Consider the following 22,460-nt stretch of genomic DNA (forward strand, 5'->3'; position numbering starts at 1 on the left):
ACGGTTAGAGGTCATATTTGCTGCTAGATGTTACAGAACGAGACATTAGCTTGCCGAGAACTTCGACTCATAAATGTGACTCAAGTGTGTCGATATTTTCTTGCCAATGTTGCGCAACAGAAACCCTTTCGGCGGTCGTAACGTACGAATTGTCATAGGTACCCCTTCAACGATTGGGAGAAGAAATGGCAAAGTACGCACCTAAACACTTGGAAGTCTCAGTCGGCGCCGAGCCCTATCGCGCATTCGCGGGTCACAAGACCGCGCGACTCGCCGTCACCGCAGCCACCACCATCGCAATGACCGGCTCGTCGTTGCTCGCCCCGTTCTCGGCATTTGCCAACGATCTGAGCGACACCACGGCACAGGCCGCAATCATGTCCCCGCTCGCCGCCCACGCCGGCGAGGCGGCAGGCTCCGCAGTAAAGACGAACGCCCAGAAAATTGCCGACTTGCAGGCCGCAATCGACGCCGCAAAGGCTGCCGAGGCAGAAGCCAAGTCCGACTACGACACGGCGGTTGCCCCCTATACCGAAAAGCAGACGGTCCGCGACAACGCCCAGACTGCCTACGACGCTTCCGTCTCCGACAATTCGCAGGCAGAAGCCGCCGCGCGTGCCGAATACGCCCGTCAACTCGATGAAAGCGTCAAGGCGGCCAACAGCGCCAGCGCCACGTTAAAGGATGCCCAGAGCAAGCTCGACACGGCCAAGGCCGATGCCGAAAGCAAGACGAAGGCACTCGACTCCGCAAAGCAGGCGGCAGCCGACGCACGGGCCAAGCTTGAGGAAGCCCAGAAGGCAGCCGCCAACGCAACGCCGGAGGAAATCAAGGCCGCCGAGCAGTCTGCCGCAGATGCCCAGAAGGTTCTTGACCAGGCAAAGGCCGCAAAAACCGCTGCCGACTCCGCACTCGCCGATGCCCAGCAGGCTCGGAGCGCCGCGCAAAGCGCTTACAACGAGGCGTCAGGCACGCTGGCTTCCGCTCAGCAGGCAAAGACCGCCGCGGATGGTAAAGTAGTCGCGGCACAGGCAGCGTATGACAGCGCGCAAGCCGATTTGGCAGCCGCAAAGGCAGGCGCCGAGGGCCCGGAGTATGACGCCGCTCAGGCAAAGGTCGATACCGCCCGAAGCGCACTCGATCAGGCGAAGCAGCAGCAGGCGACTGCCGAAGCAGGTCTTTCTCAGGCAAATAGTGACGTTGCATCCAAGCGGGACGCCCTCACCGGTGCCGAAAGCGAGCTCGAAGCCAAGAAGCAGACAGTCGCAGCAGCCGAAAATGATGTAACGGCAGCCCAGGCGAAAGCCGATGCGGCGCAATCGGAGTTGACCTCGGCAAAGCAGGTGCATGCTGCCGAGCTGGAGAAGGCAAAGGCCGCTCAGAAACAAGTCGACCAGGCAAAAGCCGAGAAGGAGCAAGCAGACAAGGCGCTCGAAACTGCCAAGACAAACCAGGCGGCCGCCGATCAAGCCGTTGTCGATGCACAGAAAGCATACGATACGTGCAAGGCGGCAGCCGATAAGGCTACGACGGCGGAGGCGCAGAGCGTCATCGGCTTTTACCAATTCATCGGTGCCAACGATGCTGCAGACATCATCTATAAGCAGAGCGACTTAAACCCAACGACCATCGGCGATAAAAAGGACGGCACGTCACTCGACAACGCCAAGCTTTCGTTTGGCAAGCTGCGCGAGATTAATGAATATCGCAAAAGCGTCGGCCTTAGCGAGCTTAAGGTGACGGCCGAGCAGATGGCAATTGCTCAGTCGAACTCCAATTACTCAGACGCCATGTTAGACCATTCAGACTATGCGCGATTCGAAAATGCCGCATGGAACTATGACTTGAAAAGAAATGTCGCACACCAGTGGGTTGATGAGGAAAAGATTATATTTGACCAGGCCGCAGCGAAAGCCGGCCTTGGCGAAATTGCCCCCAAAGATGCTTGGGATACTTTCTGGAGCCACGGCACCGAATTCGGAGAGCAAAAGGTAGGCTTTGGCACCGTCGGCCACTATTTGAATATCGTACAGCCCGACGCCAAAACCATGGGATACGGCATTAATTCTCGAGGAACTCATCTCTCATATACCTACATCTTGGAGGTTGACGACAACTACGGTTCGTACGAGAAAGAATATTCAATCGATGAACTCGAGAGTCTCTTTGATCAGTATCAGCTGAGTCTCTCCAAGGCCAGCGAAAACCTTGCCGCTGCAAAAGCGAACCTTGAGCAAAAGCGCAGCACAGCGGCATCGAAAGACGATGCCGTAAAGGCAGCAGAGACCCTCGTCGCTCAAAAGCGAGAAGGCGTTGATACCGCGAACAGCAACCTTGCCACCGAAAATGGCAACGTGGCAGGTGCCGCTGCCGAGGTCGCTCAAGCAGGGCAGAATCTCGCCAAGGCAAACGGAAAAGTTGTCGAAGCCGAAGACCAGGTTAAAGCCGCCCAAAGCAACGTGGCGCCCGCAGAGCAGGTCGTCAACCAGAAGCGCGCCGAGCTTAAGGCATCGCAAGAGCAAGCCGCTCAGAGTCAGAAGAAGGTTGATGACGCCAAGGCAGAGGCTCTCTTAAAGCAGCAGGCTCTGCAAGATGCAAGGAAGGAACTTGCCAAGTATTCTGCCGATGTTGCTGCGGCCCAGGAGAAGGCTGACAAGGCCCATCAAACGCTCGATGAAGCCACGGCGGCTCAGACGTCTGCCCAGAGCGCTCTTGAAAAGGCGGAGCGCGACGCGGCTGCCAAGAAGCAGGCCCTCACTATCGCCAAGGACGGCGTCGAGGCCAAGGCAGCGACCGCGGAGCACGCCGCGAGCGATCTGACCACGGCGGAAAACGACTTTGCTTCAAAGCAGGCACATGCCGATGCGTTGAACAACGCGGCCGATAATCTCGCCACGGCCGAGGCAGCCAAGAAGGACGCCGACGCAGCAGTGACTGCGGCCGAAACTGCTCTTAGTGCGACGAATGATGCCGTAGCGAACGCCGAGCAGGCGGTCGAGAATTCTCAGGCCGCACCGGACGCCGCTGCCGCCGCTCTCGGAAAGCTCAAGTCCGTCAATGTCGAAAACGGCATCGCAACCGGCTCCGATGCAAACGCGAACGATACACTCAATGCCCTCTTTGCCAAGTGCGTCGCCGCCAAGCAGGCAGAACATAACGCAAAGGCCGCACTTGATGCCGCTCAGGCAGACCTTGATGCTGCGACGCCCGCCTACACCGCGGCGCTCAATGCCTACAACGAGGCGAAGGCAAAACGCGTAGCCGCCGAGCAAGCCCTGAAGGACGAGATCGCCCGCCAGGAGCAAGAGGCAGCGAAGGCCGAGCAGGCCAAGATCACGCAGGCTGCCGCTAAGCCGGTTGCTGGAAAGCCGTCTACCGGCAACGCCAAGACGGCCGCCAACTCGGCACTTCCCACCACGGGCGACAAAGCTGCGCTCGCCGGTGAGACGTTTGTCATCGGAGGCGTCGTGCTTGTAGCCGCCGGCGTCTTCCTAACCGACAAGAAACGTCGTCAGGAGTAGGGATTTCGGGAGGACGGCTTCTCCTCCCTCCCACTGCTTCGCAAACCCTGCTCAGCATGCGCCGGGGTGCCCATCTCGCGGGCGCCCCGGCGTTTTACGTTGTATAGCCGGGGCATCTGCTCCGAGATTGTCTCGATCTGTAACAACTAGGACCCAAATATCGGTCTTACTGTTACAGATTGAGATGTTCGGGTTACCCTCGAATGGTTTGTCTCGATCTGTAACATCTAGCAGGCAAAACAGTCCCCAGATGTTACAGATTGAGACGTTAAGTTGTGGCTCGATGTAATATCTAGATCTGTAACAGTTACTCGACAAAAACGGGTCTAGTTGTTACAGATTGAGACATTAGACCGGCTACGGTCCGCCGACCTGGCTATCACCTCGGCCAATAACAGAATGGCATACATTTCAATCTCCACTGTATACCCCCAGGGGGTATGGGTGTATAGTATCAGCAGGTTAACAATTCCAACACCAAATTACAGAAAGGAGAAGCCATGGCTCAGGATAAGTTTGACGTGGGCGGTATGACGTGCGCCGCGTGCCAAGCGCACGTGGACCGTGCCGTGAGCAAGCTCGACGGCGTCCAAAGCGTCGCGGTCAATCTGCTCGCCGGCTCTATGCTGGTGGACTACGACCCTGCGCAGGTCTCCCCCGACGACATCTGCACCGCTGTCGACCGCGCGGGCTACTCGGCCTCACCCATCAGCACGGGCACCGACGCTGTCCAAAGCGGAAGTGCGCAAGCCAGGTCCGGCGCCGCCCATATGGAGTCACCGACCAAAAAGTTGGAGGCCGCCGCCTCTGCCATGCGCACCCGCCTCATCGTCTCGATCGTATTCCTCATCCCACTGTTCTACATAGGCATGGGGCACATGCTAGGCTGGCCGCTGCCCGGCATCTTCACCGACCACACCCACAGCATGACGCTCGCGCTCACCGAGCTCGTCCTGCTCATTCCCATCGTCTACGTCAACGACGCGTACTTTATCAACGGGTTTAAATCGCTCGCGCACGGCGCGCCCACCATGGACGCCCTTATTGCCGTGGGCGCCACCGCCTCCATCGCCTGGTCGCTCTACGCCATGTTCATCATGGCCGACCAGCTAGCCGCAGGTCAGGTGCACGAGGCCATGATGACGAGCATGGACAACCTGTATTTTGAGAGCGCTGGCACCATCCTGTCGCTCGTCACCGTGGGCAAATACCTCGAGACGCGCAGCAAGTCCAAGACCGGCGGCGCTATCGAGGCGCTCATCGACTTAGCACCCAAGACCGCGACCGTCGTGGCAGAGGACGGCAGCGAGGCCACCGTCGACGTCGATGCCATTCTGCCCGGCCAGGTGCTGCGTGTGCGCCCCGGCGAGTCCATCCCCGTCGATGGCGTGGTGCTCGAGGGCAGCTCGGCCGTGGACGAGAGCGCGCTCACCGGCGAGTCCATCCCCGTGGAAAAGACCGCCGGCGACACCGTCAACGCCGCCACTGTCAACCGCACCGGCTCGTTTGCCTTCCGTGCCACACGCGTGGGCGCCGACACGTCGCTCGCCAAGATTATCCAGCTCGTCGAGGACGCCAACGCCACCAAGGCGCCCATCGCCCGCATGGCCGACAAGGTCGCCGGCGTGTTCGTGCCCGTGGTATTCGTGATCTCGGCCATGACCTTCGTGGCGTGGATGGCACTGACCGGTAGCGTGAACGAAGCGCTCACCTCCGCCGTCGCTGTGCTGGTGATCAGCTGTCCGTGCGCATTGGGTCTGGCCACGCCCGTCGCTATTATGGTCGGCACCGGCAAGGGCGCCGAGATGGGCATTCTGTTCAAGAGCGCCGAGGCGCTGGAGAATCTGCGCAGCGTGGGCACCGTGGTGCTCGATAAGACGGGAACGGTCACTCGCGGCAAGCCTGCCGTGACCGATATCGTGGTAGCCACGCGCGCCGACGGATCGCCCGCCATGAGCGAAAAGGCGCTACTCAAGCTGGCCGCCGCGCTGGAGCGCTCAAGCGAACACCCGCTGGCCGAGGCGATTATGGCCGAGTGCGAGACGCGAGGGATTGTCGCGCGCGCCGTCGAGGACTTTGCCGCCGTGCCCGGGCGAGGCGTTACGGCGCGCGAGGGGCAAAACGCCATTGCCGCCGGCAATATGCGCCTGATGAACGAGCTGGGCGCGAAGGTGCCCGCGGGTCTTGCCGAACAGTTCGCCGCCGAGGGCAAGACGCCGCTGTTCTTTGCCAAGAACGGCGAGCTCGCCGGCACCATTGCCGTGGCTGACGAGGTCAAGGAAACGAGTGCCGGAGCCATCGCCGCACTGCGCTCGCTTGGCGTCGACGTGCGCATGCTCACCGGCGACAACCGAGTCACCGCCGAAGCAATCGCCCGCCGCGTGGGGCTGAGCAGCGAACAGGTCATCGCCGACGTCCTCCCCGCCGACAAGGAGCACCACGTACGCGAGCTGCAGGATGCGGGCAGCAAGGTCGCCATGGTGGGCGACGGTATCAATGACTCCCCCGCCCTGGCGCGCGCCGACGTGGGCCTTGCTATCGGCACCGGCGCAGACATCGCCAAGGAGGGCGCCGACGTGGTACTCATGCGCAGCGACCTCATGGACGTCGCCCGTGCCATCGAGCTGTCGCGCGCCACAATTCGCAACATCAAGCAGGACCTGTTCTGGGCGCTGTTCTACAACGGCATCGGCATTCCGCTGGCGGCGGGCGTGTTCTTCCCCCTCACCGGTTGGCAGCTCTCGCCGATGTTTGGCGCCGCGGCCATGAGCCTGTCGAGTGTCTGCGTCGTAAGCAATGCGCTGCGCTTAAAATCCTTTAAGCCAAAAGTGGCAAAATAGGCTCACCATTAAGTCCATCTAGAACGGGTTTTCCAGACGCCCGAGATTGACCCGAAAGAGGAGCGACGCGCACTTTGGTACGCGAGCGACGGCTTGAAGGTCAAGGTCGGGTGCCTGGGAAAGCCGACACAACAGGGAGGAATACCCATGCGTTACACAATCAAGACTTCCGGCCTCATGTGCGGCCATTGCGACGCCACCGTCGAGACGGCGTTGCTCAACGTGGCCGGCGTGACCGACGCCGACGCCGATCACGAGACCCAGACCGTCCAGGTGGAGTGCGCCGACACCGTGACCGTCGAGCAGCTCACCGCCGCTGTCGAGGGCGCCGGCGAGAAGTTCCACGCCCTTTCGGTGACCGCCGCATAGCAGTCGCTGCCTACTGAATCCTCAGAAGTTGCGGTGAAATACGGACTGTTGTGCCGCCCTAGGCCTTTAAACGGTCCGTATTTCACCGCAACTGACGGGGACATCCGGAAGATCGACCAGAAACGAGGACCCGACATGATGGCAGACCATAAATCGGTGACCCGCATGCTCAAGACGGCACGCGGCCAGATCGACGGCATCTTGCGGATGGTCGAGGAGGACCGTTACTGCGTCGATATTTCCACGCAGCTCATGGCAACGCAGGCGCTCCTCGCGCGCATTAACGCCGACGTGCTCAAGGCGCATATCGAGGGCTGCGTGACTTCGGCAATCGAATCGGGCGACGAAGACCTCAAAGCCGCCAAGCTCGCCGAAATCGAACGCGTCGTCGACAAGCTCTCCAAGTAATAGGGGCATTGGGGACAGATTTCTTTGCACCGTCTTGGTATTCCGGGGACAGGTATGTTTGCACCACATTGGTGCAGATTAACCTGTCCCCCTTGCTCTAAATCGGGTATAAAGGCGTGCAGCATATCGAACGAAAGGCAATTTGCATGAATGACTTTATGAAGGGTCGCAATGGTGCCGATGAACTCACCATCGTGATGGGTTTTGCCGGCATCGTCATCGCGATGATCGGATCGATAGCCCGCATCCAGTGGCTCAGCTGGATTGCCATCGCCGTAATCGTGATTGGCGTGCTGCGCGGCCTGTCCAAAAATATCGACGCACGTCACAAGGAGAACGAGGCCTTTGTCGCCGCGACTGCAAACGTACCCGGCTTGGGCAAGTTTGTAGCTAGCTTGGGCGGCGGAGCTGCAGCGGCCAACGCCTCGCGCGCAGCCGGTACTAGCAAGGAAGACTTTGAACGTGCCAAGCGCACAGCCAAGAAGATGTGGAAGGGCCGCAAGACCACGGCCTATCTTAAGTGCCCCAACTGCGGCCAGATGCTCTCCGTTCCCAAGGGCAAAGGCAAGATCCGCGTCACCTGCCCCAAGTGCCATGCCAAGATGGAGACGCGCTCATAGCTGCCATACTATGGGACAAATAAAAGCCGAGGCCTCGCACTGGGACCTCGGCTTTTTCTGATTATGACAAAAGGATTGTCCCTTTGTCGCATCGCCATATCGCGCGCTTACGCCACGCCATCGCGGGCAAGCTCCTCGGCCAACGCCTCGGCAGGCATGGCCATAATCGCGTCGAGCTCGGCGTCCACCTCGGGAATACGCTTCACCTTGAGCTTGCGCACCAGATCACCGCGACACATCACGTGCGTCGGATCACGCAGTGCGCACAGGTCATCGAGCGGGTTCTCGCGCGTCACCAGAATATCGGCGGCCTTGCCGCACTCGATTGTGCCGGTCTCGCCGCCCAGCCCCAGCAGCTCGGCATTGACCTGCGTGGCCGTATGCAGCGCGAAAGCGTTGCCCACGCCGACATACTTGGCAAAATAGGCCACCTCACGCCACATGTCGTACTGCGTCACGAACGGGCAGCTCGAGTCCGTGCCAAGGCCCACCTTAACGCCAGCTTCCAGTGCGGCACGGGCGCTCTCGATGATGCCCGAGCACACGATGTCACCGTTCTTCTTTTGTGTATCGGTCGAATGGGTCTTTTCCGGGTCGAGCAATACAAACGGCAGCGCCGGGCTGATAGTGCAGGTAACGCTGGGCGCACGCCCCTCGAGCTGCGTGCCCGCGGCGCCGCGGTACAGTTCCAAGATCTCGGGAGTCATCGGGGCACCGTGCTCGATCGTATCGACGCCGGCCTCAAGCGCGGCCTTCACGCCTTCGGTGCTCTCGACATGAGCCATAACCGGCAGGCCCACCTCGTGCGCCGCCTTGCACGCCGCCGCGGCAACCTCGACCGGCATACGCAGCACACCCGGCTCGCCCACCTCGGTAGCGTCGAACACGCCGCCCGTCACGAACAGCTTGATGACGTCGGCACCGCGCGCATACAGGTCGCGCACCTGTTCGGCTGCCTCGGCGGGACTGTTGGCCACCTGGGCGAACAAACCCGCACCATGGCCGCCCGGCACCGTGACACCCGTTCCCGGCGCCACCAGGCGAGGACCTTGATACTTGCCGGCATCGATAGCATCGCGCACGGCAAGATCGGCAAACAGCGGGTCGCCCGCGCCGCGCACCGTGGTCACGCCACTTGCCAGTTGTTGTTGGGCGCTGCCCTTAAGAATATGGCGCACGATGGCGCGCCCCACGGGATTATCGAGCTTCTTCATCAGCGCGCCCGCATCGCCCGCCGAAACCGGCTTGCCCGAACCGCACAGATGCACATGCATATTGATGAGGCCTGGCATGAGATACGCACCTGCCAGGTCGATAACCTCGGCACCCGCAGGCGCCTGCGCCACAGCACTCGGCCCCATCCACGTGATGACACCGCGCTCAACGGCCACGGCCATATCGGGCTGCGGCTCCATATGTTTCGAGCCATCCAGGACGGTCGCATTGATAAACAACGTGGAACGATCGGCAGACGCCATATCGAGCTCCTCCCCCTCAGAAAACTTGAACATCTGTCCATTATTATCCAGCGCGGCAGGATTGCTGCGGACATATCGGTTAACGGAGGGAAGAGGGGATGTGGGGGGACGGAATACGTTGCAGCCCCACCCCAGCAACATCAGGGGAATGTCTCGATCTGTAACAGGTACAGGGTTATTGGGCCCCTTGATGTTACAGATCAAGACATTCGGTCGACGTTTCACCGGTTTGTCTCGATCTGTAACAATTACGAACTCAAACAACTTCTAAACGTTACAGATCGAGACAAAACCTCTCAGCGCCCATACCACTGGCGTCTCCATTCCTCAGCCAGATCGGCCCGCTGTTGAATTCCCGCCAGTCTCATCTTTTCAGCCAGCTTCCCCGGGTTCTTGAGTTCATCAAACGTAAACCGAAGCACCTTGTGCCCGAGCATCGTCAGATGAGACTCTCGCTGACGTTCTGCCACGAATGGGTCGACCGACCCCCGATCCCCACCATCCTGCAGGGTATACTTTCCCTTCCCGTCGAGCTCGCCGATGACACACGTCCCGTTCTCGAGCCGCCAAAAATAGTCGACGCGAAACACCTGGCTCGAATCGAGCGGGTCGCGAAACTCCACCTGCAGCTCCGGAACTGGAAAGCCGTACGCAATAAAGAACGCTCGGAACCGAGACTCGCCGCCGTTTTCGGACAGCCCGTCCGCATACGACGCAATCACCTGTGCCCTGCGATACCCTCGCCTGCCCTCGCAATCGGCGCGGAGGCGCTCGCACAAATCCCAACGTGATACGCCTTTCGCCCGCAGTGCAGAATCGGCAATCGCCAACCCGTAGGAGAACGGCGCACGCAGTAAGCAATCCTCCACCGTGCGCCAAAACGACGTCACCCGCACGCCATCAACACGCTCGAGCGCGCCCGCCATCTGCGGACGCAACAACCTGCACCCGCCGCTCAACGTCACCGAACAACCCGTCTTAACAAGAAAGCGCGGCCCGAGCAGATCATTCGGCACCTCCAGACCCCACAAAAGCGCCGCGTCATAGCCCCAAAACGCCCAATCGGGATGAAATTCCGCAAGCCCTTTGATAGTCCTCAGCGCTCGCTCCGCCGGCGTCAATGCATCCCAATCATGCTGAAAACAGAACAGGTACGGCTCGGGCTCCGCGATATCGTCGGTTCCAACATGGCGTCGCAGCCACATGAGCTCGGTATTGTCATGCGTTGCGAGCAGCGCACCTTGCTTGGCCGTCTCCGTGAGCCGCGCGAGCATTCTATTCCGCGCCAACGTGTTGCGAGTCGCATGTTTGTGTTTGAGAACGGTATTAGACACTTTCGTCACCACCACGTCAGACAAATGGACCATCGTCACCGTTGCCTCCGCTGACAAATGTCTTGATCTGTAACAGGAAGACAGTCTTTGAGCCTCTAGTTGTTACAGAACAAGATCTTTCGACAGCCGCCAACCTTCCGTCTCAATCTGTAACAGTTACGGGCTCAAACAGCCGCTAAACGTTACAGATTGAGACAAAGCCAGGGCTGTAGGGCGACACCAGTCACATCCCCTACTCCCATTCTTGTTCGTAGATGTTGAGGGACTTTACGTAGCGCCCCTGGGCGCCCATGATGTCGCGGACCAGGCGCAAAAAGAAGCTGATGTACGAGGTGTCAAAGCCATCCTGCAGGTCCTCCGGATGCACCGCACCCGGCCCATCGACTGCCGTGTCACTCAGGCGCGCGATGTCGTACAGATAGAGCTGTCCCGCCGTCAGCCAGACATCGTCGACGCAAGCGAGGCGCACCGCAATCGCGCCGTCGCTCCAATGCTCCTTTTGCACGATATGCGGGTCGTAGACATCAAAGCGACGGTCGGTGCGCGTATCCTTCAGCGCAACTATGCCGTTCGCAGGATCCTTGTCCAAAATGCCAAAGCGCGAGAAATACTGCGTGTCGCGTACCTGCTCGAGCCGCTTGAGCGAGGCAGGCGAAAGCGATGCCGGCGGCTCGTCAACATACAGCTCGAGCAGCGTCTTGCCATGGCGATAGGAGCGCTCGAAGAGCAGCCAATCGGTAAACGCCATGTTGTAGGCCATGATTTCGTTTTGCGAAGGCTCGGTGCAATAGCTGAGCCACGGGTCGACAATGATCTCGAACTGTTCGCGCGCCGGCTCCAAAAACTGGAACTTCCGCAGCATCCAAAAATGGGCTATGTCGGCAATATCGTTGCCGACGGCTTCGGCTAGCTGCGCTCGGTCTAAAGCGTGGTCAGTCATGGCATCCTCCTCAAACTGATAGACCTCAATTTGAGCTTACGAGGAGGGTGGTCGGCCACGACCAGCGCGGGCAAAATAGGCCTCCGGCTGCAAACCAGATGCTGACCAAACACTTGACGAAAAGCTTGACCGAAAATGCGCACTGCAACAAAACCGCAGGTAAACATAGACGGCCAACCCGCCCTTTTGAGCCAGATACCCACAGCCACCACAGAAACAACAGGTGACCACAGCCCAAGAAGTCGACAAATAAACACCCGTACGTCGACAAACGAGCAAATCGCTCGCAAAGAGTGTCCCCAACGACTAGACAAAAAATGACTAGTCATTGGGGACGTTCTTAAATGACTACTTTACAGCTCCAGCGCCTCGGCGACTTCGGCAGCGCAGGCCAGGGCGTCGGCCATGGCGCTTACCACGAGCGAACTGCCATTGCGAGCATCGCCGGCCACGTATACCGGTGTGGCGCCCGCGGCGACGCCGTCGACACGGGCCGCAAGGTGCGAGCCCTCGGCAGCCATCACCGGCAGCGGACGACCAGCGGTGGCAACAGGCACGCCAACGGCGTCGAACACGCCATGCTCGGGACCCGTAAAGCCGCAGGCGATGAGCACCAGCTGGGCCGGCACCTCGTGCTCGGAGCCCGCGATGCGCTCGGGCTTGCCAGCCGACCAATCCAGATCGACCACACGCAGGCCCGCGGCCGCGCCCTTCTTGTCCAACAGTACCTCGAGCGTATCCACACCCCAAGCGCGCATCTCGCCGCCCATGGCAGCGATGGCCTCCTGCTGGCCATAATCGGTCTTCTTCACGTTGGGCCACTGCGGCCAGGGGTTGCTCGCCGCGCGCGCATCAGGCGCCGCCGGCAAGAACTCAAACTGGCGCACGCTGCGCGCACCCTGACGTACCGCGGTGCCCACGCAGTCGTTACCGGTATCGCCGCCGCCAATGACCACAACGTCCAGGCCGCGCGCGTTCACCGCGGGCTCGCCGCCATCGAGCACCGAGACGATCGAAGCCGCCAGGTAGTCCACGGCATACACCACGCCCGGGGCATCAATGTTCGCAGCCGAAAGCCCACGCGGAGCACGGGCGCCGGCAGCCACCACGACGGCGTCAAAGTCGTCGAGCTTGGCGGTAACCTTGGAATCGCTCACGTCGGCACTCAGCTCGAACACAATGCCCAGCTCGCGCATGAGCGCCACGCGACGCTCGACCACGGACTTCTCGAGCTTCATGTTGGGAATGCCGTACATGAGCAGACCGCCCGGGCGGTCGTCGCGCTCAAACACCGTCACGCGGGCGCCACGACGCGCAAGCTCCCATGCTGCCACCAGACCAGCGGGACCGGAACCCACCACGGCAACCGTGGGTGCACCCTCCCCTGCCGGCTCAAAGCGGTGCGGACCGCCGTTGGCCCACTCATGGTCGCTGATCGCGCGCTCGTTGTCATGAATCGTCGTGGGCTGGCCATCGACCGAGCCCAGGTTGCATGCGGCCTCGCACAGCGCCGGGCACACGCGACTCGTGAACTCGGGCATGGGCGAGGTGAGTGACAGGCGCTCGGCAGCCTCGTCCCAACGGCCGCGGTACACCAGCTCGTTCCACTCGGGAATCAGGTTGTGCAGCGGACAGCCGCTCGGACGTGCCTTGCCAAAGCTCGCGCCCATCTGACAAAACGCCACACCGCACATCATGCAGCGGCTCGCCTGGGCACGGCGCGCATCGTCGTCGAGCTCCACGTACAGCGGATCGAAATCGCGGCTGCGCTCCTCCACGGGGCGCAGCTCGTGGGTCACGCGATCGATATCAAGAAAAGCACCGGGCTTACCCATGGCACTTACGCCTCCTTCTTGGTCGAAGCAACAGAGCTGGCGGCGGCGGGCACAGCGCCAGCGACACCACCCGCCACATCAAAGCGAGCGACATCGGCGGCGTCGGCGCGACCGGTCACAATGTCAAACGCCAGCTCCTCGGCCTGCTCATGCGTCTTGCCGACGGCCTCGGCGGCGGCGACAATCGCCAGCACGTGCTCGTACTCGGTCGGAATGACCTTCACAAAGTGCTTGCTCATCGTCTCAAAGCTGTAGAGCAACTTAATGCCGCGCGGGCTCTGCGTCGCGTCCACGTGCTCCTGGACGAGCGCACGAATCTGCGCCAGCTCACCGGCCGTCGGGGCTTTAAGCTCAACGCTCTCGTGGTTCACACGGGCATCGAGCGTGCCGTACTGGTCAAAGACGTAAGCCACGCCGCCCGTCATGCCGGCGGCGAAGTTCTGCCCGACCTCGCCCAGGATGAGCGCCAGACCTCCCGTCATGTACTCGCAGCCATGGTTGCCGCAGCCCTCGACCACCACCGTGGCACCGGAGTTGCGTACGCCAAAGCGCTGGCCGGCCAGGCCGTTAATGAAGCCGCGGCCACTCGTAGCGCCAAAGAACGCAACGTTGCCCACGATGATGTTCTCGTCGAACTTGTAGGTCGCATGCGGGTTGGGGCGCACCGACACCTCGCCGCCCGAAAGGCCCTTGCCAAAGTAGTCGTTGGCGTCGCCGCACACGTTGAGCGTAATGCCGCGCGGCAGGAAGGCGCCAAAGCTCTGACCGGCCGAACCATCGCAATCGATGGTGATGGAGCCGGCGGGCAGGCCCTCGGGATGCGCCTTGGTCACCGCGTTGCCCAAGATGGTGCCCACGCAGCGGTTGACGTTGGCGATATCGGCGCGGAAGCGAATCGGACGCAGGTGCGCACGGGCATCGGCCGTATAGGGCACAAACAACGTGGAGTCGAGCGTCTTTTCGAGCTCGCTGTCCGCAGCCATCTGCGGCAGGAAGTGACGACCGTCGGCACCCGGGATGTGGGCACCGAACTCGCAGGTCGCGCTCGCCAGCACGGGCGACAGATCGAGCAGGTTGGCCTTGCGGTTGCCCGGGACCTCAATCTGGCGCAAGCACTCGGGATGGCCGACCATCTCGTCGACGGTGCGGAAGCCCAGGCTCGCCATGACCTCGCGCAGCTGCTCGGCAACAAAGAGCATAAAGTGCTCGACGTGCTCGGGCTTGCCGCGGAAGCCGCGACGCAGGCGACAGTTTTGCGTGGCGATGCCGGCCGGGCAGGTATCCTGCTGGCAGTCGCGCTGCATAAGGCAGCCCATGGAGATGAGCGGCATGGTCGCAAAGCCAAACTCCTCGGCACCCAGCAGGCAGGCGACGGCGACATCGGTGCCGTCCATGAGCTTGCCGTCGGCTTCGAGCACCACGCGTGAGCGCAGGCCGTTTTGCAGCAGCGTCTGCTGGGCCTCGGCAAGGCCAAGCTCCAGCGGCAGACCCGCGTGCCAGATAGAGTCGCGCGCAGCGGCACCCGAGCCGCCATTGTGGCCGCTGATCAAGATCTTGTCGGCGGCACCCTTGGCCACACCGGTGGCGATGGTGCCGACGCCGGCCTCGCTGACCAGCTTGACCGACACGCGTGCGCCGGGGTTGGCGTTCTTAAGGTCAAAGATCAGCTCTGCCAGGTCCTCGATAGAGTAAATATCGTGGTGCGGCGGGGGCGAGATCAGACCGATGCCGGGCGTGGACTGACGGACCTCGGCGATCCAGGGGTAGACCTTCTTGCCGGGCAGGTGGCCGCCCTCGCCGGGCTTGGCGCCCTGGGCCATCTTGATCTGAATCTCGAAGGCGCTGCACAGGTAGCGGCTCGTCACGCCAAAGCGCGCGCTTGCCACCTGCTTGATGGCGGAGTTCTTGGAGTCGCCGTTGGCCAGCGGGGTCTCGCGACGCGGATCCTCGCCGCCCTCGCCCGAGTTGGAGCGTCCATGCAGGCGGTTCATGGCGATGGCCATGCACTCGTGTGCCTCTTTGCTGATGGAGCCGTATGACATGGCGCCGGTGTTAAAGCGGCGGACGATGTTGAGCGCGGGCTCCACCTCGTCGAGCGCCACCGGAGTGCGGCCGCTGGCATCAAAGTCGAGCAAGTCGCGCAGGCGCACGGCACGGCCCGTGCGGTGCAAGCGGGCGCTGTACTCCTTAAAGGTATCGTAGCTGTCCTCGCGGCAGGCGGTCTGCAGCAAATAGACGGTCTGCGGGTCGATAAGGTGATCCTCGCCGCCGAGCGGGCGCCACTTGGTCAGACCCAGCGTGGGCAGCTGATCGGGAGCCGGGCTCTTAAGGATAGCGAGCGCGGCGTCGTAGCGCTCATTCTGCTCGCGCTCGACGTCCTCGACACCCATACCGCCCACACGGCTCACCGTGCCGGCGAAGTACGCGTTGACAAACTCCGGAGTGAAGCCCACGGCCTCGAAGATCTGCGCCGAATGGTAGCTCTGCACCGTGGAGATGCCCATCTTGGACATGATGGAAACGATGCCGGCGGTCGCAGCCTTGTTGTAGTTGGCGATGCCCTGCTCGGCCGTCACGTCCAGGTCGCCGCGTGCCGCCAGATCGCGGATGCACGCATGTGCGTTGTACGGATAGATGCCGCTCGCGGAGTAGCCCACCAGTGCCGCAAAGTCGTGCGGAGACACGGCGTCGCCGCACTCCACCACGATGTCGGCAAAGGTACGCACGCCGGCGCGGATCAGGTGGTTGTGCACGCAGCCCACGGCGAGCAGCGACGGCACGGGCACCTCACCCGCAGCGGCGCGATCGCTCAACACCACGATGTTCACGCCGTCGCGGACCGCAGCCTCAACATCCTCTGCAAGCTGCTTGAGCGCAGCCTGCAGCGCGCCCTCGCCGGCGTCGCGGCGGTACACGGCACGGAAACGGCGGGTCTTAAAGCCCACGCGGTCGATGGCGCAGATACGCTCGAACTCCTCCTCGCTCAGCAGCGGACGCTCCAAGCGCACCAGCTGGCAGGCCGTGCGGGAATCCTCGAGCAGGTTGCCGTGGTTGCCCAGGTAGAGCGTGGTCGAGGTGACCATATGCTCGCGCAGGGCATCGATCGGCGGGTTCGTGACCTGGGCGAACAGCTGATAGAAGTAGTCGAAGAACGAGCGCGTCTTCTTGGACAGGCAGGCCAGCGGCGCATCGATACCCATCGAGGCGAGCGGCGCCTTGCCCTGCTGGGCCATGGGACGCACGACTTCGTCAACATCATCCCAGTGATACCCGAGCTTGGCCATGCGCACGGCGGCGGGCACCTCGGTATCCTCGGCGGGCGTGGGCGCGACGGGCTTGTCGAGCGCGTCGACGGTCAGCGTCTCCTCGGCGATCCAGTCGCGATAGGGCTTTTCCTTGGCGTAACGGGCGCGCAGCTCGTCGTTGTAGATGACGCGGCCGCGGGCAAAATCGACCTCGAGCATCTGGCCCGGTCCCAGGCAGCCGCTCGTCAGGATGTTCTCGGGGCTCACCTCGATGGTGCCCACCTCGCTTGCCAGCATAAAGCGACCGTCGCGCGTCACATGGTAGCGGGCGGGACGCAGGCCGTTACGGTCGAGGGCGGCACCCAGCGTGCGACCGTCGGTAAAGGCGATGGCCGCCGGGCCATCCCACGGCTCCATGAGCATGGACTGGTAAGCGTCGTAGGCGCGGCGCTCCTCACTCAGGCTGTCGTTGTGGTCCCACGGCTCAGGCAGCAGCATGGACGCGGCACGCGTAAGCGGGCGACCGTTCATGACCAAAAACTCAAGCACGTTGTCCAGAATCGCGGAATCGGAGCCCTCGCGGTTGATGATGGGCATCACGCGCTCAAGATCATGCTGCAGCACGGGACTGTACAGGTTGGGCTCGCGGGCGCGGATCCAGTTGACGTTGCCCTTGAGGGTGTTGATCTCGCCGTTATGGATGATAAAACGGTTGGGGTGCGCGCGTTCCCAGCTGGGCGTGGTGTTGGTGGAGTAGCGCGAGTGGACGAGCGCCACGGCCGTCTTGACGGCGGCGTCGTTGAGATCGATGAAGAAGCGGCGCATCTGCGTGGCGACCAGCATACCCTTGTACACGATGGTGCGCGAGCTCATGGAGCACACATAGAAGATCTTGTCGCGCAGGGCAAACTCGACGTCGGCCTTCTTCTCGATGGTGCGGCGGCACACGTACAGACGACGCTCGAAGGCATCGCCGGCGGGCGTGTCGTCCGGACGGCCCAGGAAGGCCTGCAAGATGGTGGGCATGCAGGCGCGGACCGTCTCGCCCAAATCGTGCGGGTCGACCGGCACCTCGCGCCAAAAAAGCAGCGGCACGCCGGCCTCGGCGCAGCCCTCCTCAAACACGCGGTGGGCATCCTCTACGCCCTTGTCGTCCTGCGGGAAGAACAGCATGGCCACGCCATAGTCGCCCTCTGCCGGCAGAATCTGGCCGCACTTTTGAGCCTCTTTGCGGAAAAAATGATGCGGAACCTGGAACAGGATGCCGGCGCCGTCGCCGGTGTTCTTCTCGAGTCCCGTACCGCCGCGGTGCTCCAAGTTGACCAGAATGGACAGCGCGTCGTCCAGAATCTGGTGATGGCGCTCACCGTTGACATCGGCAAGCGCGCCGATGCCGCATGCATCGCGGTCGAATTCGGGGCGATAAAGGCCCTGCTGCTGAGCGGAATCTGCCTGCATCGCGATCCTCCCCTAGGTGTTAGACAGTCAGTTGACTAGGCATACTAGGTGCATCGCCGGCCCGTTGTGTTTCCCGCCCGTTTCGAAACAATCGCGTAACGCACACCCTACGAGTGGACACCGCCGACCTCAAGGACGGCAACAAGGGCCCCAAGTTCGACCTGTAAGCTCACCGCTTCAAACATCTCAATCTGTAACAGTAAGACCCAATTTCCATCCCTAGTTGTTACAGATCAAGACATTTCGGCAACTCCTTTCCCCATCCTATTCAAATACAACAATTTTGTTAGTCTCGGTTAACCTTTAAGCCTAAAACGGGTACCCTTTACGGCGTCAAACAAACGGCACGCAGGAGTGCACCATGCTCAACCATCTCAAACAACACTTTGGTTCCCGGCGCACCGGTGGTCACGGAGGCCTAGACATTGCGCGGCATATCGGCCCCGGGTTGCTCGTGACCGTCGGCTTTATCGACCCGGGCAACTGGGCCTCCAACATGGCCGCCGGCTCGCAGTTTGGCTACGCGCTGCTGTGGATCGTCACGCTGTCCACGATCATGCTCATCGTGCTGCAGCACAACGCGGCGCACTTGGGCATCGCCACGGGCACCTGTCTTGCCGAGGCCACGACACGCTACCTCCCCCGCATCGTGGGACGCGCAGTACTCGCCAGCGCCTATCTCGCGACCATCGCCACCGCCATGGCCGAAGTCCTGGGTGGCGCGATTGCCCTTCAAATGCTCTTTGGGCTGCCCGTGCGCGCGGGCTGCGTCATCGTGGCGGCAGTATCGATGGCGATGCTCATGACGAGCTCCTACAAGCGCGCCGAGCGATGGATCATCGCCTTCGTAGGCGTGGTAGGACTCTCGCTTTTGGCTGAGCTTACGCTGCTCAAGGTCGACTGGCCGATGGCCGCCGCAAGCTGGATCACGCCCAGTATGCCCACCGGCTCGGCCGCGATTATCGTAAGCGTCCTAGGAGCGGTCGTTATGCCCCACAACCTCTTCCTGCACTCCGAGGTCATCCAATCCATGCACTTCGAAGGCCAAGGCAAGCAGGTTATCGAGGAACGTCTGCGCTACGAGCTCTTCGACACGCTCTTTTCGATGGGCGTGGGCTGGGCGATCAACTCGGCCATGGTCATCCTGGCCGCAACGACCTTCTTTGCGCACGGCATGGTCGTAGACGACCTCGCCGTCGCAGCGGCCATGCTCTCCCCCATTCTGGGCCCGGCAAGCTCGGCCATCTTTGCGGTGGCACTGCTGTTTGCGGGTATATCGAGTAGTGTGACGGCGGGCATGGCGGCGGGCACCATCACCGCAGGCATGTTCGACGAGGAATACGACATCCACGACCGACATTCCTCGATCGGGGTGGCGGCTTGTTTCGTCGGCGCAGCGGCGGCGTGCTTGGTCGTCCCGAATCCTTTTGAGGGTCTCATCTGGAGTCAGGCGCTGCTGTCGCTTCAGTTGCCGATTACGGTCTTTGTGCTCATACGACTCACCAGTTCGCCCCGCGTTATGGGCAAATACGCCAACTCGCGCCCGCTCAACGCGCTGCTCGTAGGGATCGGCGTCATCGTGACGATTCTCGACATCGTGCTGCTAACGGGGATGTAATTGGGATGGCGTGACTGTCCAGATATAACGTCTCAATCTGTAACACGTGAGACCGTTTTAAACCGTCAGATAAATCAAAAGGGTCCCGGCCGAGAATTCGACCGGGACCCTTGGACAGAGCTATATGTTGTTGCAAGTCGTGTGTCTACGAGCTACTCCTCGACAAGCTCAAACTCATCGGGGCCGACGCCGCAGACCGGGCACACGTAGTCCTCGGGCAGCTCGGGCATGTCGACCTCAACCTCGTAACCGCAAACGGTGCACACAAACTTATACGTCTTCTTCTCCTCAGCCATGATGTTCTCCTCTCGAACGTGACTGCTGGTGTACTTACTTATTAGTATATATTCTCAATAGTATAATGCAAGTATTTTTAGAACATTTCTAGCCTTGATACGACGAGGCTTTGGGCGGCGTCTTGCCCTTTAGCACCTTGTGATAGTAGTCGTACGTCAGCGGCGTCTCGTCGCTCAGGCGCTCGGCATCCTCGACCTCGCCAATAAACAGCAGATGCGTGCCCACATCCACAGTGTCGATCAAACGGCAGCTAAACAGGGCCGCCGCATGCTCGGGCACATAGGGCATGCCCAGAGCCGTCTCGCGGGTCTCGTATTTGGCAAACTTGTCATAATCGCTGCTGGTGCGGAACCCAAAGTTACCGATGTAGAGCATGTCGGCGGTCTGATCGATCACGGTCAGCGCGAACGCTTTGGCCGATGCGATGACGCCCGAGGTGACATTGTCCTTGTTCACGGCAATCGAGATGCGCGGCGGGGCGGACGTCACCTGCACCGCTGTGTTGATAACGCAGCCGGCACGCAGCCCGTCGGCCGCGGCACTCACCACGTACAGACCGCTCGGCATGGTAAAGAACGCAGTTTTGTCCATAACGATCACTCCCCTAGCTCGGGTTGGAACCTCATGAATGTATGTACCCACAAAAAAGGCGGCACCCATAACGGACGCCGCCTTTGAGACATATGTGTCAGAACAGTAAGAAAGATGAGACGCCCGCAGTTGCGGTGAAATAGGGACTGAATAGCCCCTCAAACAGGCAAAACAGTCCGTATTCCACCGCGACTTATACAGAGTGCCTAGCGGTTGCGTTCCTTAAGGGCGCGGTCGATCTCGCGTTGGACATCACGCTTGGCCATGTCCTCGCGCTTGTCGTAGAGCTTCTTGCCGCGACCCAGACCCAGCAGCAGCTTTACGCGGCCGTCGGTATTAAAGTAGAGCTCCAACGGAACCAGCGCATAACCACGGTTGCGAAGTTTGCCGTCAAGAAAGTCGATCTCCTTGCGGTGCAGCAGCAGACGACGCCGACGGTCGGGATCGCGATTCCACACACCACCATGGCTATAAGGGTGGATATGCAGTCCGACGAGCCAGCACTCGCCGCCACGGATCAACGCAAAAGTGTCAGTGATCTGACAGGCGCGCTCGCGAATCGACTTGACCTCGGTGCCACTCAGTTCAATACCGCATTCGAACGTCTCATCGATAAAGTACTCGTGATGCGCCGAGCGATTCTTAGAAATGAGCTTGCGTTCACGCTTACTGGGCATCGCCGGCCTCCTTGGCGCCATCGGTTCCCTTGTCGGCACCTGCGCGCTTTGCCTTGCGCTCGGCATTGAGCTCGGCATCGCTCTCGCGCACCAGTTTGATAATCGCCGCGCAGGCCTCCTCGCCCACCAAGTCGCGAGCACGCACCGTCAGGCGCGTCGCCTCCTGCTTGTCGCCGTCGCTTGCAGCATCGGTCGCACACATGATCAGGCAGATGGCGATCTCGGCCGAAGGTGAGGTCGGCACGCCCTGCAGGGCGAGCTCACCCATCACGTGGTCGTCGCTCTCATCGGCGGCATCCGGATAGGTGGTATGGATCTTGTTGAGCAGGCGCGTCGTATGCGCATCGTTGGGCGCCAGGCGCAGCGCCAGACGCGCGCAGCCCACGGCAGCCGAAACGTTCTCGGTCTCGGGCTCCAAGAAGTACTGACCTAGATTGGCGTAAGCGCGGGCGGCGCACTTGCCATCGCTTGCACGCTCCAGCACCGAGAACGAGAGCGATGCCCATTCCTGCTTGTCTTCGAGTGCGCGGAACAGCTCGGCCAAATCCAAGCGATAGTTGCAGTTCATGGGGTCCCAACGCACGGCCTGCATCAGGGCATTGCGAGCGCTCACATAATCCTGCTGGCGAATGTAGGCAAACGCCATGTCAGAGTACAGGCGGTCAAAAGGCACCTCGACCTGCACGAGCTCGCGCGGATCCTTCTCCACGCGGCGATAGGCCAAGCGCTCAAACTTGCTATCGAAGCTAAAGTATTGGCGCTTCTCCTCCGTCTTGCACTCGGCGTCGATATACTCCTCGGCGAGCTCCACCAGACGCTCCAGCAGCGGCGTCGCCGTAGCCAGGTCGCCCTGCGCCAGATAGTTCTCGGCATACGTGATGTCTTGCAAGCTGATGGGCAGATCCATGGCTACTCCTCGATCTGAGCGAAATACGGCAGGCGCCGTATATACGGTCAATACACAAAACCCGGGTCTCTTACGAGGCCCGGGCGTTCAATTTTGGTAGCCCGTACCAGATTCGAACTGGTGATCTCCGCCTTGAGAGGGCGGCGTCCTAAACCGCTAGACGAACGGGCCATATGTAGCAAATGCAATGGCTGGGATGGAGGGAGTCGAACCCCCATTGACGGAACCAGAATCCGCTGTCCTGCCATTAGACGACATCCCAATGACTGCATCGCTGCGCTCGGCTGTGCCTTTGCGCAAGAAAGAAATATACGGGAAGTCT

The 22,460-nt window shown here is 61.2% G+C and carries 15 protein-coding genes and 2 tRNA genes; 6 read left to right on the forward strand and 11 right to left on the reverse strand.

Translation table 11 applies throughout. The annotated features are described in order from the left end of the window. Positions 1–185: 185 nt before the first annotated feature. The 5 genes from AAAX36_RS03850 (at position 186) to AAAX36_RS03870 (ending at position 7,758) form a co-directional block, all read left to right on the forward strand. Positions 186–3,521 carry a CAP domain-containing protein gene (locus AAAX36_RS03850; RefSeq protein ID WP_349074067.1) on the forward strand — a complete coding sequence of 1,112 codons (3,336 nt, stop codon included), beginning with the start codon at positions 186–188 and terminating at the stop codon, positions 3,519–3,521. Between the two features lie 500 nt (positions 3,522–4,021). After that, complete coding sequence (locus AAAX36_RS03855) at positions 4,022–6,361, forward strand: heavy metal translocating P-type ATPase (protein WP_349074069.1); 2,340 nt, start codon at positions 4,022–4,024, stop codon at positions 6,359–6,361. Positions 6,362–6,508: 147 nt separating this feature from the next. Next, entirely contained in the window at positions 6,509–6,730 is a 222-nt protein-coding gene (locus AAAX36_RS03860) for a heavy metal-associated domain-containing protein (protein WP_260699774.1), read from the forward strand. A 135-nt stretch (positions 6,731–6,865) separates the two neighbouring features. Beyond that, the gene (locus AAAX36_RS03865; protein WP_022094020.1) at positions 6,866–7,138 is read left to right on the forward strand and encodes a metal-sensing transcriptional repressor; all 273 of its coding nucleotides are present in this window, start codon (positions 6,866–6,868) and stop codon (positions 7,136–7,138) included. A 146-nt stretch (positions 7,139–7,284) separates the two neighbouring features. Further along, positions 7,285–7,758, forward strand: coding sequence for a hypothetical protein (locus AAAX36_RS03870; protein WP_055310332.1), 474 nt, complete (start codon positions 7,285–7,287; stop codon positions 7,756–7,758). 107 nt (positions 7,759–7,865) lie between these two features. Here AAAX36_RS03870 and AAAX36_RS03875 read toward each other — a convergent pair whose 3' ends face one another. The 5 genes from AAAX36_RS03875 to gltB all read right to left on the reverse strand — a co-directional run bounded on the left by AAAX36_RS03875 (position 7,866) and on the right by gltB (position 18,048). Then, positions 7,866–9,236: an amidohydrolase family protein gene (locus AAAX36_RS03875; RefSeq protein WP_349074071.1), complete on the reverse strand. Its 1,371-nt coding sequence runs from the start codon at positions 9,234–9,236 to the stop codon at positions 7,866–7,868. Positions 9,237–9,532: 296 nt separating this feature from the next. Continuing rightward, positions 9,533–10,609, reverse strand: a complete 1,077-nt coding sequence (locus AAAX36_RS03880; protein ID WP_349074073.1) for a hypothetical protein — start codon at positions 10,607–10,609, stop codon at positions 9,533–9,535. 193 nt (positions 10,610–10,802) lie between these two features. Further along, positions 10,803–11,510 (reverse strand): hypothetical protein, encoded by a 708-nt coding sequence (locus tag AAAX36_RS03885; protein ID WP_349074075.1) that lies wholly within the window; start codon positions 11,508–11,510, stop codon positions 10,803–10,805. A 353-nt stretch (positions 11,511–11,863) separates the two neighbouring features. Further along, a complete protein-coding gene (locus AAAX36_RS03890) occupies positions 11,864–13,345 on the reverse strand; it encodes a glutamate synthase subunit beta (RefSeq protein WP_260699769.1) in 1,482 nt (493 codons plus the stop codon). 5 nt (positions 13,346–13,350) lie between these two features. After that, positions 13,351–18,048 (reverse strand): glutamate synthase large subunit, encoded by a 4,698-nt coding sequence (gene gltB, locus AAAX36_RS03895; protein ID WP_349074077.1) that lies wholly within the window; start codon positions 18,046–18,048, stop codon positions 13,351–13,353. Between the two features lie 361 nt (positions 18,049–18,409). Here gltB and AAAX36_RS03900 point away from each other — a divergent pair, with 361 nt between their 5' ends. Then, entirely contained in the window at positions 18,410–19,666 is a 1,257-nt protein-coding gene (locus tag AAAX36_RS03900) for an Nramp family divalent metal transporter (RefSeq protein ID WP_349074079.1), read from the forward strand. Between the two features lie 152 nt (positions 19,667–19,818). On the opposite strand, the gene AAAX36_RS03905 is transcribed toward AAAX36_RS03900, so the two are convergent. The 6 genes from AAAX36_RS03905 to AAAX36_RS03930 all read right to left on the reverse strand — a co-directional run bounded on the left by AAAX36_RS03905 (position 19,819) and on the right by AAAX36_RS03930 (position 22,400). Beyond that, on the reverse strand, positions 19,819–19,962 hold the full coding sequence (locus AAAX36_RS03905) for a rubredoxin-like domain-containing protein (RefSeq protein WP_349074081.1): 144 nt from the start codon (positions 19,960–19,962) through the stop codon (positions 19,819–19,821). A gap of 88 nt (positions 19,963–20,050) precedes the next feature. Further along, entirely contained in the window at positions 20,051–20,554 is a 504-nt protein-coding gene (locus tag AAAX36_RS03910; protein WP_349074083.1) for a flavin reductase family protein, read from the reverse strand. Between the two features lie 206 nt (positions 20,555–20,760). Further along, positions 20,761–21,231, reverse strand: coding sequence for an SsrA-binding protein SmpB (gene smpB, locus AAAX36_RS03915; RefSeq protein ID WP_006235325.1), 471 nt, complete (start codon positions 21,229–21,231; stop codon positions 20,761–20,763). Further along, positions 21,221–22,138, reverse strand: a complete 918-nt coding sequence (locus tag AAAX36_RS03920; RefSeq protein ID WP_271759129.1) for a hypothetical protein — start codon at positions 22,136–22,138, stop codon at positions 21,221–21,223. Before AAAX36_RS03920 ends, smpB begins: the two co-directional genes overlap by 11 nt. A gap of 94 nt (positions 22,139–22,232) precedes the next feature. Continuing rightward, a tRNA-Glu gene (locus AAAX36_RS03925) sits at positions 22,233–22,309 on the reverse strand. Between the two features lie 17 nt (positions 22,310–22,326). Next, positions 22,327–22,400 (reverse strand) — tRNA-Gln (locus AAAX36_RS03930). Between the last annotated feature and the right edge of the window lie 60 nt (positions 22,401–22,460).

Source organism: Collinsella sp. CLA-ER-H10, assembly GCF_040092475.1.
Taxonomy (GTDB): domain Bacteria; phylum Actinomycetota; class Coriobacteriia; order Coriobacteriales; family Coriobacteriaceae; genus Collinsella.

Excerpts from the sequence above, each read along its gene's own strand:
- AAAX36_RS03850 (WP_349074067.1), top strand. The coding sequence starts at position 186 with ATGGCAAAGTACGCACCTAAACACTTGGAAGTCTCAGTCGGCGCCGAG.
- AAAX36_RS03855 (WP_349074069.1), top strand. The coding sequence starts at position 4,022 with ATGGCTCAGGATAAGTTTGACGTGGGCGGTATGACGTGCGCCGCGTGC.
- AAAX36_RS03860 (WP_260699774.1), top strand. The coding sequence starts at position 6,509 with ATGCGTTACACAATCAAGACTTCCGGCCTCATGTGCGGCCATTGCGAC.
- AAAX36_RS03865 (WP_022094020.1), top strand. The coding sequence starts at position 6,866 with ATGATGGCAGACCATAAATCGGTGACCCGCATGCTCAAGACGGCACGC.
- AAAX36_RS03870 (WP_055310332.1), top strand. The coding sequence starts at position 7,285 with ATGAATGACTTTATGAAGGGTCGCAATGGTGCCGATGAACTCACCATC.
- AAAX36_RS03875 (WP_349074071.1), bottom strand. The coding sequence starts at position 9,236 with ATGGCGTCTGCCGATCGTTCCACGTTGTTTATCAATGCGACCGTCCTG.
- AAAX36_RS03885 (WP_349074075.1), bottom strand. The coding sequence starts at position 11,510 with ATGACTGACCACGCTTTAGACCGAGCGCAGCTAGCCGAAGCCGTCGGC.
- AAAX36_RS03890 (WP_260699769.1), bottom strand. The coding sequence starts at position 13,345 with ATGGGTAAGCCCGGTGCTTTTCTTGATATCGATCGCGTGACCCACGAG.
- gltB (WP_349074077.1), bottom strand. The coding sequence starts at position 18,048 with ATGCAGGCAGATTCCGCTCAGCAGCAGGGCCTTTATCGCCCCGAATTC.
- AAAX36_RS03900 (WP_349074079.1), top strand. The coding sequence starts at position 18,410 with ATGCTCAACCATCTCAAACAACACTTTGGTTCCCGGCGCACCGGTGGT.
- AAAX36_RS03905 (WP_349074081.1), bottom strand. The coding sequence starts at position 19,962 with ATGGCTGAGGAGAAGAAGACGTATAAGTTTGTGTGCACCGTTTGCGGT.
- AAAX36_RS03910 (WP_349074083.1), bottom strand. The coding sequence starts at position 20,554 with ATGGACAAAACTGCGTTCTTTACCATGCCGAGCGGTCTGTACGTGGTG.
- smpB (WP_006235325.1), bottom strand. The coding sequence starts at position 21,231 with ATGCCCAGTAAGCGTGAACGCAAGCTCATTTCTAAGAATCGCTCGGCG.
- AAAX36_RS03920 (WP_271759129.1), bottom strand. The coding sequence starts at position 22,138 with ATGGATCTGCCCATCAGCTTGCAAGACATCACGTATGCCGAGAACTAT.